This is a genomic window from Klenkia sp. AC732, from assembly GCF_979256525.1.
Genome location: NZ_CEEDOS010000016.1, coordinates 80,170 through 92,627, shown reverse-complemented (window position 1 = coordinate 92,627; position 12,458 = coordinate 80,170). Strand labels below are relative to the sequence as shown.

Below are 12,458 nucleotides of genomic sequence, written 5' to 3'. Positions count from 1 at the left end.
GCTCCACCCTCCCCGGCTCACCTGCCCCGGGGACCTTGGATCAGGGGCGTTCACCAGAGTTCGTCCTCCCCCACGAGAAGTCGTGCGGGAGGACGGACTCTCGTGTGGGTGGAGGGCACCCGGTAGCACGCGGAGACCACCGGCGCTGCCCGCCCACCCCACCCGGGGTCCTCGTCCACCGAGGGGGTCGAGGCCCCGTGGGATCAGCACGACGCCGAGACGCTGGCCCGCATGGACCCCGAGATCCGCATGGCCATGAGCAGACACGGCGACGTCTTCGCAGCAGCTGATGCCCGGCGCGCCGGCGTCGGTCGGACGGCGATCGGTGCCCGGCTCCGGTCCGGTGAGTGGTGGCGCATCCGGTACGGCGTCTACACGACCGGCGACACCTGGCGGTCGGCATCGAGTGACGGCGACGGACACCGACTCGAGTGCGCGGCCGCCGTCCTGAGGCTGGGCGAGGGGGTGACCGTCAGCCACGCGTCGGCAGCACGGCTGCACGGGCTGATCGTCCCCAGCTCGGCCGACACGACCGTGCGGCTGACGCACCCCGCCCAGTTCCGGACCGGCCGCGGGTACCGGGTCACGGAGGCAGCCCTGCCACCGGGGGACGTCGTCCGCCTGGGCGCCGTCCGTGCGACGTCCCTGGCCCGGACACTGGTCGACTGCGCCCGGGAGTGGGGTGTCCAGGACGGCGTCATCGCCATGGACGACGCGCTGGCCGACGGCCGCTCGACCCGGGCCGACCTGACGGCCGCGGTCCTCCGACAGTCCCACTGGCCAGCCATCGGGCAGGCTGCCAGAGCGGCCGGCCTGGCGCGGGTGGGCGCACACTCCCCGCACGAGACGCTGACCCGGCTGGCCGTGGGCGCAGCCGGTCTGCCCGAGCCGGTCCTCCAGGCGGCGGTGCTCGTGGGCGGGCACCTGGTCGGCGTCGTCGACATGCTCTTCGACGACGCCGGGGTCTTCGTCGAGAGCGACGGGCGGGTCAAGACCGACGACCCGTGGGGTGGCCGGACGCCGGCCGAGGCGCTGTGGGCCGAGAAGGCACGGCACGACTCGTTGTTGGACCTCGACCTGCGCGGCGTCCGGGTCCGTCCGGCGGACCTGTTCACCCCGTGGCCCGCCAAGGCCGAGCGGATCCGCGCCCTGCTCGCGGCTGGGCCTGCGGCCGGACCGCGCCGCTACCGGGTGGAGCAGTGGCGGGGTGGGCTCCGTCGGGCGCCCCGCGTCCCGGCTGCACGAGCCGCGTGCGCCTGACAGCTCGGCGTCCTCCCCGACGAGAGTCCGTCCTCCTCGACGACATCTCGTGCAGGAGGACGGACTCTGATCAGGGACCCTGATCCACGCTCACCGGGGCCGGGTCAGGGACGCAGGGCCTGCAGCGCCATCTGGGCGTACACCGCGACCCCGGCGGGGAAGCTCGCCTCGTCGAAGACGACCAGGTTCGAGTGGTTGCCCGGGGACTCGTCGGGGACCAGGTCGGGCGGGCAGGCGCCGAGGAAGGCCATCGCGCCGGGGACCCGCTCCAGGACGTAGGAGAAGTCCTCGGCGCCCATCAGCGGGTCGGGCATCGGCACGCTGGCCTCGGCGCCCAGCAGCTGCGCGGCCACGGCCTCGACCTGGCCGGCGACGACGGCGTCGTTGACGGTCACCGGGTAGCCCTCGACCCGCTCGAACTCGGCGACCAGCTCGTGGGCGTCGGCGATGCGCTCGGCGATGCGCTGGACCCGGGCGACGACGTCGGCGCGACGCTCGGCGGACAGCGTCCGGATGGTCCCCTCGAGGAACGCGGTCGCCGGGATGATGTTGTTCGTCGTCCCGGCGCTGATGTGCCCGACGGTGACGACGGCGGGGTCGAAGACGTCGACACGGCGGGTGACCATCGACTGCAGCGCCAGCACGATCTCGGCCGCGACCGGGATGGGGTCGGCGGTGACGTGCGGGGTGGAGGCGTGGCCGCCGGCGCCGCGCAGGGTGACCCGGAAGTGGTCGGCGGCGGCCATCATCGGCCCGGGCCGCACGTTGATCGTGCCGGTCGGGAACGAGGTGCTGATGTGCAGCGCGAAGGCGCCGGTCACCGGCGCCTCCGGGACGACGTCGAGCAGGCCCTCCTCCAGCATGAAGCGGGCGCCGTGGTGCCCCTCCTCCCCCGGCTGGACCATGAAGACGACCTGGCCGGCGATCTCCTCGCGCCGCTCGGCTAGCAGCCGGGCCGCGCCCAGCAGCATCGCGACGTGGGTGTCGTGGCCGCAGGCGTGCATCGCGCCGTCGATCTCGGAGGCGAAGTCCAGGCCGGTGTCCTCCTGCAGCGGCAGGGCGTCCATGTCGCCGCGCAGCAGGTAGGAGGGGCCCGGCCGGGAGCCGCGGAGCACTGCGACCACCGACGTCGTCGACGTGCCGGTGCTGACCTCGACGGGCAGGTCGGCGAACGCCTCGAGCACCATCGCCTGGGTCTCGGGCAGCTGCAGCCCCACCTCGGGACGGCGGTGCAGGCGGCGGCGGAGGTCGACGGTGCGGTCGGCGTCGGCGCGGGCGGCGGCGAGGAGCTCAGCGGCGGAGGTCACCGGCACAGTCTGTAGCACGGCTCAGCACCGGGACGCGTCTCAGTCCTGGGCCCACGCGGGCCGGGCAGCGTCCAGCTGCCAGACCAGCACGGTCGCCGGGCCGGTGACCGTGCCCCGGTCGCCCGAGGTCACCGCCGTCCGGCTGGCGACGACGCGCAGCCCCTCCGGTGGCTCGACCGTCTCCCCCGCGCGCAGCCGGGCCACCCACAGCCGGGCGTCCGGGCGGTCGAGGTCGACCCAGCCCCGGGTCCGGTCGGCGGCCCACCGGACCACGCCGTGCCGGGGCGGCTCCCCGACGACGGCGGCCCGCAGGTACGTCTGGAGCACGTGGGCGCCGTCGGCCCCGGCGACCTCGTCGTGCGTGAGCCCGCTGCCCGCGCGGAGCACCGCCACGTCACCGGGGCGCAGGGTGACGCGGCCGCCCCAGTTGTGCGCCAGGGAACCCGAGACCAGCACGGCGACGACGTCGACGTCGGCGTGCGCGTGGGTGCCGTACCCGGCGCCGGGGTCCAGCCGGTCGTCGGCGATGCGCAGCAGCGGTCCGGTGGAGCCGTCCAGCGGGGCCAGCAACACCCGGGACTCCAGGCCGTCGGTCACCCCGCCTCCCGTCCCGGCAGCGCGGCCCGCCCGCCCGGCAGCCCGCCCAGGAGCAGGGCGACCAGCAGCGTCCAGGCGGTGCCGAACGCCCAGCCGGCGAGGACGTCGCTGGGGAAGTGGACGCCCAGCAGCACCCGGGTGGCCCCGACCACGAGCACCAGCGCGACACCGGCCGCCAGCCACCGGCGGCGGGCCGTGGCGGTGAGCCGCGGCCAGGCGAGCACCAGCGCCGTCGTCACCAGGCAGGCAATGCCGGCGGAGTGGCCGCTGGGGAAGCTCAACGAGTCGTAGCGGGCACCGCCCTCGGCGAAGTCGGGGCGGACCCGGCCGACCAGCTCCTTGAGGCCGCTGTTCAGCACGCCCACGCCGACGGTCGCGAGCGCGACCCAGCCCGCCGTCCACCAGCGGTGCCGGGTCAGCAGCCAGACCAGCACGGGCAGGAAGACGACCGCCCGGGACACCGACAGGCCCGGCGCGGTGAGCACCTCCAGCAGGACCGACACCGCGGTGGACCGGTCGTCACCGGCGTAGAACGCCTGACCGAGCGAGGCGTCCAGCCGCAGCTGCGGGGCCCAGCCCGTCAGCACCCCACCGCCGAGCAGGGCCACCACGACCAGCCCGAGGACGACGGCGAGACGGGCTCGCCGTGCGGCCCGCTGCCCCTCCGTCACCGTGATCACCGGGTCAGCCTCCCCCACCGCAGCAGCGGGTGACACGCTGACACGGTGAGTGCGTCCCCACCGTCGGAGACGACGCTGCGCCGGTTGGAGCGCGCGTCGGGCTCCCTGGCGACCCAGGCGGTGGCCCGGATGGACGACACGCTGCCCTGGTTCCGGACCATGCCGGCCGACCAGCGGTCGTGGGTGACCCTGGTGGCGCAGGCCGGGATCGCCTCGCTGGTGGAGTGGTGCCGCAACCCCGGCCGCCCGCCCCGGCTGACCGGCGAGGTCTTCGGGGCCGCCCCGCGGGCGCTGGTCCGCGCCGTCCCGCTCAAGCAGACCGTCGACCTGATCAAGGTGGTCGTCGAGGTCATGGAGGACCGGGTCGAGACCGTGGCGGAGAAGGGCGAGGCCGATGCGCTGCGGGTCGCCGTCCTGCAGTTCAGCCGCGAGGTCGCCTTCGCCACCGCGCACGTCTACGCCACCTTCGCCGAGGACCGCGGCGCCTGGGACGCCCGGCTCGAGGCCCTCGTCGTGGACGCGCTGGTGCGCGGCGAGCAGTCCGAGGAGCTGCCCTCGCGGGCCGCGGCCCTGGGCTGGGCGACGACGGCGCCGGTCACCGTGCTCGTCGGCCGGACGACGCCCGACGTCGCCGACGTGCACACCCCGGTCCGCCGGGCGGCGCGGGCGATGCGTGCCGAGGTCCTCGTCGGGGTGCACGCCGACCAACTGGTCGTCGTGCTGGGCGGGGTGCCCGACCTGGCGCCGGTCGCCGAACGGGTCAGCCGCGAGTTCGGTCCCGGACCCGTGGTGAGCGGTCCGGTCGTGGACTCCCTGGCCCTGGCCGCCGAGTCCGCGGCCGTGGCACTGGCCGGGCTCCGCGCCGCCGCCGCCTGGCCGGGGGCACCCCGGCCGGTGGCCGCTGACGACCTGCTGGCCGAGCGCGCGCTGGACGGCGACCCGCTGGCCCGGGCGGCTCTCACCGAGCGGGTCTCGCTGCCCCTGCAGGCCGCCGGCGGCGAGGTGCTGGACACGGTGCGGGCAGTGCTGGCCAGCGGGGGCAACCTGGAGGCCACCTCACGGGCGTTGTTCGTGCACCCCAACACCGTCCGGTACCGGTTGAAGCGGGCCACCGAGCTCACCGGCTGGTCGGCCACCGACCCGCGCGGCGGGTGGACCCTGCAGGTCGCGCTGGCCCTGGCCGAGCTGGAGGGGCAGCGCTCGCTCTGGAGCTGACCCGCCCGGCGCTGTGAACTCCCCCACCGACACACCGTGCAGTCCCGGGTGGACACGGCCCCGGTTGTGGGGATCCTCCAAAGGAACACCGGTGTTCTTCGTGGCTGCCACCGACCCACCGGAGGGTCGGGACTGGCACGGTTGTCCCGTGCTCGCCGTCCTCGCCCCTGGTCAAGGGGCCCAGAAGCCCGGGATGCTCACCGACTGGTTGACGCTGCCGGGCGCCGAGTCCTTCTTCCGTTGGGCCGGTGCCGTCGCCGACGCCGACCTCCTGGAGCTCGGCACCGCCGGCGACGCCGAGGCCATCAAGGACACCGCGGTCACCCAGCCGCTCGTCGTCGCGATGTCGCTGTTCGTGGCCCGCGAGCTGGGCGGCCTGCCCGGTCCGGTCGCCCACACGCCGCAGACCGGCCGGGACGTCGTCATCGCCGGGCACAGCGTCGGCGAGCTGACCGCCGCGGTGCTCGCCGGGGTGCTGAGCATCGAGGCGGCGATCGCGCTGACCGCCGTCCGTGGCCGGGCGATGGCCGAGGCCTGCGCGCAGACGCCGACCGGCATGTCCGCCGTCCTGGGCGGTGACCCCGCAGAGGTGCTGGCCGCCATCGAGGCGCACGGGCTCACCCCGGCCAACCGCAACGGCGCCGGCCAGGTCGTGGCCGCCGGCTCGCTCGAGGGCCTCGCCGCCCTCAAGGCCGACCCGCCGGCCAAGGCCCGGGTCATGCCGCTGTCTGTCGCCGGCGCCTTCCACACCGACTACATGGCCTCCGCCCGCACCCGACTGGAGGGCCTGGTGGGTGGCCTCCGGCCGGCCCAGCCCTCCCGGCTGCTGCTGTCCAACGCCGACGGGTCCGCCGTGGAGACCGGCGCGGGGGTGCTCAACCGGCTGGTGAGCCAGGTGACGAACCCGGTCCGCTTCGACGCCTGCCTGGACACCCTGCGCGGCCTGGGCGTCACCGCCGTCATCGAGCTGCCCCCGGCCGGCGCACTGGCCGGGCTGGCCAAGCGCGACTGGAAGGGCGTCCACGACGTCGAGGTGCTGGCCATCACCGGACCCGCCGACCTGGACCGCGCCCGTGAGCTGATCGCCGCCGAGCGCGGCCGCAACGAGGCCGAGCACTCCCCGGACTGGCGGGTCGTCGTCTCCCCCGCCCGCGGTTCGGTCTCCCCCGCCGACGTCGCCGAGGGCACCCACCTGCCCGCCGGCACCAAGCTCGCCACCGTCACCGGCCGCCGCGAGACCGTCGACGTCGCCGCCGGTTACGACGGCGTGCTCGCCGAGTGGCTGGTCGCCGAGGGCGACCTGGTCGACGCCGGCGACCCCCTGGCCCGTCTCTACCCGGAGGTCTCCGCGTGACCACCATCCAGCTGCCCGTCGGTCCCCCCGGGGCCCGCGTCCTGGGCGTCGGCGCCTACCGGCCCCGGCGCCGGGTCACCAACGACGAGCTGTCCCAGACGATGGACACCAACGACGAGTGGATCCAGAGCCGGGTCGGCATCGCCGAGCGCCGCTGGGCCGAGCCCGACGAGACGCTGGTGGAGATGTCGGTGGCCGCCGGCGGCAAGGCCCTGGCCGCCGCCGGGATCGCCGGCGAGGACCTCGACCTGGTCATCGTCGCCAGCGCCAGCCTGCACACCCAGATCCCCGGCGCCGGCCCCGAGGTCGCGCACCGCCTGGGCGCGCTCCGCCCGGGCGCCTACGACGTCAACGCCGGTTGCGCGGGGTTCTGCTACGCCCTGTCCGCGGCGTCGGACGCGATCCGCGCCGGCTCCGCCCGCACCGTCCTCGTCGTCGGCGCGGAGCGGCTCACCGACGTCACCGACCTCACCGACCGGGCCACCGCGGTGATCTTCGCCGACGGCGCCGGCGCGATGGTCCTGGGCCCGGCCGAGGAACCCGGCATCGGCCCCGTCGTCTGGGGCAGCGACGGCGACCAGCGCGACGCCATCGCGATCCCCGACCCGGACTCCTCGCTCACCATGGCCGGCCAGGCGGTCTACCGCTGGGCCACGACCAAGCTCACCGACACGCTGCAGGCCGCCATCGACGCCGCCGGGGTCACCGCCGCCGACATCGACGTCTTCGCCCCGCACCAGGCCAACCTGCGGATCATCGAGCTGATGGCCAAGCGGCTGGGTCTGCCCGCCAGCACCGTCATCGCCCGGGACGTCGTGCAGGCCGGCAACACCTCCTCGGCCTCGGTGCCGCTGGCGATCGCCGCGCTGCTGGAGTCCGGCGAGGCCAAGAGCGGTGACCTGTGCCTGGTCCTGGGCTACGGCGCGGGGCTCACCTTCGCCGGCCAGGTCCTACGGCTGCCCTGATCGACCCCACAGACCCCCGGGGCACCCGTCCCGGACCGTCGCGCAGCACCCCGCTGCCGGCCCACACTCGAGAGAGGACCACGCCTTGAGCAGCACCGCGGAGATCCAGTCCGGCCTGGCCGAGATCCTGGAGGAGGTCGCTGGGGTCGCCCCCGCCGACGCCACCCCGGAGAAGTCCTTCACCGAGGACCTCGACGTCGACAGCCTGTCGATGGTCGAGATCGCCACCGCCGTCGAGGACAAGTTCGGCGTCGCGATCCCCGACGACGAGCTGGGCGGCATCAAGACCGTCGGCGACGCCATCTCCTTCATCGAGAAGAACAACGGCTGACTGACGGATCCCGCCGCCACCCGCGGCGGACCCGTTCGACCTGATCCCGGCCCACCCGGCCAGCACCGTCCCGGAGGAACTGCCATGCCCGTCAACACCACCGACGTCGTCGTCACCGGTCTCGGCGCGACCACGCCCCTCGGGGCCGACGTCGCCTCCACCTGGGACGCACTGCTGGCCGGGCGGTCCGGGGTCACCCGCATCACCGACGAGTGGATCCAGCCCTTCCCGGCCCAGCTCGTCGCCCGGCTCGCCCAGGAGCCCAGCGAGAAGATCGACCGGGTCCGCTCCCGCCGGCTGGACCGCAGCCAGCAGGTCGGCGTGGTCGCCGCCGAGGAGGCCTGGGCCGACTCCGGCGCGGGCGAGGCCGGCTACGACCCGCTGCGCATCGCCGTCGTCATCGGCACCGGCATCGGCGGCGCGATGACCCTGCTCGGCCAGGACGACATCCTGGAGGAGAAGGGCCCCAAGCGGGTCTCCCCCTTCACCATCCCCATGCTCATGCCCAACGGCCCGGCCGCCGCCGTCGGCCTCGCGATCGGCGCCCGCGGTGGCGTGCACGCCCCGGTCAGCGCCTGCGCCTCCGGTGCCGAGGCGATCCGCTGGGGCCTGGACATGCTGCGCCTGGACCGCGCCGACGTCGTCCTCGTCGGTGGCGCGGAGGCCTGCGTGCACCCGCTGCCGATGGCCGGATTCGCCTCCATGCGCGCCATGAGCACCCGCAACGACGACCCCGAGCACGCCTCCCGGCCCTTCGACGCCGGCCGCGACGGGTTCGTCCTCGCCGAGGGTGCGGCCTGCCTGGTGCTCGAGCGTGAGGACGCCGCCAAGGCCCGCGGCGCCACCGTCTACGGCAAGGTCGCCGGCGCCGGCGCCACCTCCGACGGCTACGACCTGGTCGCCCCGCACCCCGAGGGCGAGGGCGCCCAGCGCGCCATCGGTGCCGCGCTGCGCGACGCCGGCATGTCCGCCTCCGACATCGGCCACGTCAACGCTCACGCCACCTCCACCCCCGTCGGCGACGTCGCCGAGGCCGCCGCGATCCTGGGCGCCGTCGGCGACCACGCCGCGGTGACCGCCACCAAGAGCCAGACCGGCCACCTGCTCGGTGCCGCCGGCGCGTTGGAGTCCGTCTTCTGCCTGCTCGCCCTGCGCGACCAGGTCGTCCCGGGCACCGCCAACATCGAACAGCTCGACGAGGCCCCCGCGGTCCAGAAGCTGGACATCGTCCGCGGCGCGCCCCGCAAGGCGACCTTCTCCGCCGCCGTCAACGACTCCTTCGGGTTCGGCGGCCACAACATCGCCCTCGTCTTCACCCGGGCATGACCCCCCTGCGCCCCGTCTCCTGGAGGCCTGCATGACCACCGTCCACCCCTCGCCGACGCTCACCGCGCCCGACCCGCGTGACCCCGAGGACCGGCTCGTCCGGTTCTTCGACCCCGGCACCATGCAGCCCCTGGCCGCCCGGGACACCTCCGGGGTGATGGCGGCCCGCGGGCTGGTCCAGGGCACGCCGGCGATCGCCTACTGCACCGACGCCACGATCATGGGCGGGGCGATGGGCCTGGACGGCTGCCGGCACATCGTCGACGCCATCGACGCGGCCCTGCGCGAGCGGGTGCCGGTCATCGGCATCTGGCACTCCGGCGGCGCCCGGCTGGCCGAGGGCGTCACCGCCCTGCACGCGGTGGGCGAGGTCTTCGCCGGCATGATCCGCGCCTCCGGTCGCATCCCGCAGATCTCGGTGGTGCTCGGCCCGGCCGCCGGTGGCGCGGCCTACGGCCCGGCCCTCACCGACCTGGTGATCATGGGCCCGCTGGGCCGGGTCTTCGTGACCGGTCCGGACGTCGTCCGCTCGGTGACCGGCGAGCAGGTGGACATGGAGGCCCTCGGCGGTCCCGACACGCACGGCCGTCGCTCCGGCGTCGTGCACATCGTGACCGACACCGAGCAGGACGCCCTGGACACCGCCCGCCAGGCGGTCGACCTGCTCGCGGCGCAGGGCACCTTCGCCCCTGCCGAGGGCGAGCCGGACGTGGACCTGTCCGCCCTGCTGCCCGAGGCCAAGCAGCGCGCCTACGACGTGAAGCCCCTGGTGGCCTCGCTGCTGGACGGCCCGCCGCTGGAGCTGCAGAGCCGCTACGCGCCCAACATCATCACCGCGCTGGGCCGGATGGCCGGGCGCACCGTGGGCGTCGTGGCCAACAACCCCCTGCGGCTGGGTGGTTGCCTGGACTCCCCCTCTGCGGAGAAGGCGGCCCGCTTCGTGCGCATGTGCGATGCGTTCGGCGTCCCGCTGGTCGTGCTGGTCGACGTCCCGGGCTACCTGCCCGGCGTCGGCCAGGAGTGGGACGGTGTCGTCCGGCGCGGCGCGAAGCTGCTGCACGCCTTCGCCGAGGCCGTCGTGCCCCGGGTGACGCTGGTGACCCGCAAGTCCTACGGCGGTGCCTACATCGCGATGAACGCCCGCTCCCTGGGAGCCACGGCGGTCTTCGCCTGGCCCGGTGCCGAGGTCGCCGTGATGGGCGCCAAGGCGGCCGTCGGCATCCTGCACCGCAAGAAGCTCGCCGCGGCCCAGCCCGGTGAGCGGGAGGCCCTGCACGCGCAGCTGGCCGCCGAGCACGAGCGGATCGCCGGCGGGGTCGCCCGCGCGCAGGAGATCGGCGTCGTCGACGAGGTCGTCGAGCCCAGCCAGACCAGGCGCCGCCTCGTCGGCGCCCTGGCCGAGGCCCCCTCGGGCCGGGGAGCACACGGCAACATCCCGCTCTGATCGCTCCGAGCACTCTCCGAGCACGCAGCACTGCGGCCCGGCACCCTGGTGGGTGTCGGGCCGCGGTGCGTGCTGGTCCGCCTCGGGGTCGGTCCGGGTCAGGGGGCCGACGGAGTGCGGACGCGGTGGCTGGTGTGGGGCTCAGACGACCTGGTGGAGCCAGGTCACCGGGCCGCCGTCGCCGGCGTGGCGGTAGGTCTCGAGGTCGTCGTCCCAGGCAGCGCCCAGGAGCTGGTCGACACCGTGCCGGAAGCCCTCGGGCGAGGTGGCGGTGGCGGCCAGGTGGCGCAGCTGCTGCTCGGTGACGACGAGGTCGCCGTTCGCCGAGACGGGCGCGCGGAAGATGCCCTGACCGGGCACGTAGGCCAGCCGCTCTCCGTCGTTGCCCTGGCTCGCGTCCTCGGTCACCTCGAAGCGCAGCATCGGCCACGCCTTCAGGGCAGCCGCCAGCTTCGAGCCCGTCCCGGTCCCGCCCGTCCAGGCGATCTCGGCACGGTAGGACCCATGGGCCGCGGGCTGCTCAGCCCAGGACAAAGTGACCGGCGCGCCGATGACCCTCTCGAGGGCCCACTCGACGTGCTGGCACAGGGCCTTCGGGCACGCGTGCACGAAGACCACACCCTGCGTCGACCGTCGTTGCACAGTGCACCTCCATCAGATCAAGACGGGTTTCGTCTTCCCCAACGGAACCTGTTCGATCTCTGGCGGTGCGTCGTACGAATGACAGCTCTGCAGTTCTCGGACAGTCTGCCCGACTACCACGGCTCAACGCCAGCTCTGGGCAGGATCGCTGGGGAAGATGTGCCAGATGTTGTCCATGTGACTGGTGGGACGAATCGTCCGGTCCACGACCTGCTGACCTGCAGTAGCCGACGCAGCGCGGTGAGGCACAACGGGCGGCTCGGGGTCCGCCCGGGCGAGTCGGGGCTCCTGCGAGCAGGCCATGGCAGGTCACGCCGAGACCCGCCATTGCGCCAGGAAGCGTCACAGCAGATGCCACCTCCACAGGGGTGCGACTTGGCACTTGCTGACGGAGAGGTGGCCCGATGGTGTCGTGATGGCGGACCGTGACTATCTCGTTACCGACGCACCGCGCGTCGTCCCCGATGACCCTGCGTGACACTGCGAACCTGCTTGCGTGACTTCGACGCAGCGCAGAGGACGCCACGCCTCCATCGACCTCGAGACGTTCGTCTGCGGCCAGGCGGCCATCCAGGTGCTCTGGGACGGCGGCCTGGGCACCGGGATCGTCGACTCCAGCGGCCCGTGGCACGCCATCGAGCCCGGCCCGGCCGGTGTCACCTTCGCGCTGTGCGGCCGACAGGTGGCCCGCGCCGAGCGCGCCGCCGTCTGGCCCGACGCCCACCGCACGCCGGCCTGCGTGGTCTGCGCGGAGCTCGCGCTCGACTGACGCACCCCGACACACGCGAACGGCCCCCGTCCTGGTCCAGGACGGGGGCCGTTCGCGTCGGGGGTCAGGCGCGGCGGACCGTCATCGTCGGCTTCTCGGCCAGGGTCTGGGCGACCACGCAGTACCGCTCGGTCAGCTCGGCGAGCTTGCTGAGCTTCGCGTCGTCGGCGTCGGTGTCCAGCTCCATGACGACCTCGATGCCGGTCATGCCGACCGGGGCCTCCCGGGAGACACCGAGAGTGCCGCGGGCGTCCATCGTCCCGGTGGCCGACAGCTTCGCGCTGCGGACCTCGATGCCCATCGCGGTGGCCACGCTGCGCAGGGTCACCCCGGAGCAGCCCAGCAGCGCCTGCAGCAGCATGTCGCCGGAGCAGGCGTCCGAACCGTCACCACCGGTCGTCTCGTGGAACCCGGCCCGCTGCGGCCCGGACCAGGTGTCGACCGTGGCGGTGATCCCGCCGTCCCGGAAGTCGCCCTCCGCGTGCAGGTGCGCCATCGCGGTGGCCGGGTCGTCCTTGTACTTCTGCTTGAGCGGGGCCTGCAGTTCACGCAGGGCGGCGGCGTCCAT

At 74.5% G+C, this 12,458-nt stretch carries 13 protein-coding genes; 8 read left to right on the top strand and 5 right to left on the bottom strand.

Annotated elements, in window-relative coordinates:
• Positions 1–231 precede the first annotated feature (231 nt).
• On the top strand, positions 232–1,260 hold the full coding sequence (locus AC0IVP_RS09960; protein ID WP_471756318.1) for a type IV toxin-antitoxin system AbiEi family antitoxin domain-containing protein: 1,029 nt from the start codon (positions 232–234) through the stop codon (positions 1,258–1,260).
• Positions 1,261–1,364: 104 nt separating this feature from the next.
• Here the strand turns inward: AC0IVP_RS09960 and AC0IVP_RS09955 are convergent, their stop codons facing one another.
• Genes AC0IVP_RS09955 through AC0IVP_RS09945 form a run of 3 tightly spaced genes read right to left on the bottom strand, consistent with a single transcriptional unit; the run spans position 1,365 to position 3,844 of the window.
• On the bottom strand, positions 1,365–2,567 hold the full coding sequence (locus AC0IVP_RS09955; protein ID WP_471756316.1) for a M20 metallopeptidase family protein: 1,203 nt from the start codon (positions 2,565–2,567) through the stop codon (positions 1,365–1,367).
• A 39-nt stretch (positions 2,568–2,606) separates the two neighbouring features.
• Entirely contained in the window at positions 2,607–3,164 is a 558-nt protein-coding gene (locus AC0IVP_RS09950) for a pirin family protein (RefSeq protein ID WP_471756314.1), read from the bottom strand.
• Positions 3,161–3,844: a phosphatase PAP2 family protein gene (locus AC0IVP_RS09945; protein WP_235564868.1), complete on the bottom strand. Its 684-nt coding sequence runs from the start codon at positions 3,842–3,844 to the stop codon at positions 3,161–3,163. The genes AC0IVP_RS09950 and AC0IVP_RS09945 overlap by 4 nt, the downstream gene beginning before the upstream one ends.
• 45 nt (positions 3,845–3,889) lie before the next feature.
• Here AC0IVP_RS09945 and AC0IVP_RS09940 point away from each other — a divergent pair, with 45 nt between their 5' ends.
• The 6 genes from AC0IVP_RS09940 (at position 3,890) to AC0IVP_RS09915 (ending at position 10,479) form a co-directional block, all read left to right on the top strand.
• Entirely contained in the window at positions 3,890–5,059 is a 1,170-nt protein-coding gene (locus AC0IVP_RS09940; protein WP_056297713.1) for a PucR family transcriptional regulator, read from the top strand.
• A 148-nt stretch (positions 5,060–5,207) separates the two neighbouring features.
• Positions 5,208–6,413 (top strand): acyltransferase domain-containing protein, encoded by a 1,206-nt coding sequence (locus AC0IVP_RS09935; protein WP_471756312.1) that lies wholly within the window; start codon positions 5,208–5,210, stop codon positions 6,411–6,413.
• A complete protein-coding gene (locus tag AC0IVP_RS09930; RefSeq protein ID WP_056297710.1) occupies positions 6,410–7,378 on the top strand; it encodes a beta-ketoacyl-ACP synthase III in 969 nt (322 codons plus the stop codon). The genes AC0IVP_RS09935 and AC0IVP_RS09930 overlap by 4 nt, the downstream gene beginning before the upstream one ends.
• An 85-nt stretch (positions 7,379–7,463) precedes the next feature.
• On the top strand, positions 7,464–7,709 hold the full coding sequence (locus AC0IVP_RS09925; protein ID WP_056297707.1) for an acyl carrier protein: 246 nt from the start codon (positions 7,464–7,466) through the stop codon (positions 7,707–7,709).
• Positions 7,710–7,793: 84 nt separating this feature from the next.
• A complete protein-coding gene (locus tag AC0IVP_RS09920; RefSeq protein ID WP_056297704.1) occupies positions 7,794–9,035 on the top strand; it encodes a beta-ketoacyl-[acyl-carrier-protein] synthase family protein in 1,242 nt (413 codons plus the stop codon).
• A gap of 31 nt (positions 9,036–9,066) precedes the next feature.
• Entirely contained in the window at positions 9,067–10,479 is a 1,413-nt protein-coding gene (locus AC0IVP_RS09915; protein ID WP_471756310.1) for an acyl-CoA carboxylase subunit beta, read from the top strand.
• Between the two features lie 141 nt (positions 10,480–10,620).
• Here the strand turns inward: AC0IVP_RS09915 and AC0IVP_RS09910 are convergent, their stop codons facing one another.
• Positions 10,621–11,088, bottom strand: a complete 468-nt coding sequence (locus AC0IVP_RS09910) for a DUF3145 domain-containing protein (RefSeq protein WP_235564867.1) — start codon at positions 11,086–11,088, stop codon at positions 10,621–10,623.
• 529 nt (positions 11,089–11,617) lie between these two features.
• Here AC0IVP_RS09910 and AC0IVP_RS09905 point away from each other — a divergent pair.
• Entirely contained in the window at positions 11,618–11,890 is a 273-nt protein-coding gene (locus tag AC0IVP_RS09905; RefSeq protein ID WP_471756308.1) for a hypothetical protein, read from the top strand.
• Positions 11,891–11,954: 64 nt separating this feature from the next.
• On the opposite strand, the gene AC0IVP_RS09900 is transcribed toward AC0IVP_RS09905, so the two are convergent.
• Complete coding sequence (locus AC0IVP_RS09900; RefSeq protein ID WP_471756306.1) at positions 11,955–12,458, bottom strand: OsmC family protein; 504 nt, start codon at positions 12,456–12,458, stop codon at positions 11,955–11,957.

What these genes read in the sequence shown, in the direction of transcription:
- AC0IVP_RS09960 (WP_471756318.1), top strand. Translation starts at nt 232, where the DNA reads ATGGACCCCGAGATCCGCATGGCCATGAGCAGACACGGCGACGTCTTC.
- AC0IVP_RS09920 (WP_056297704.1), top strand. Translation starts at nt 7,794, where the DNA reads ATGCCCGTCAACACCACCGACGTCGTCGTCACCGGTCTCGGCGCGACC.
- AC0IVP_RS09915 (WP_471756310.1), top strand. Translation starts at nt 9,067, where the DNA reads ATGACCACCGTCCACCCCTCGCCGACGCTCACCGCGCCCGACCCGCGT.
- AC0IVP_RS09900 (WP_471756306.1), bottom strand. Translation starts at nt 12,458, where the DNA reads ATGGACGCCGCCGCCCTGCGTGAACTGCAGGCCCCGCTCAAGCAGAAG.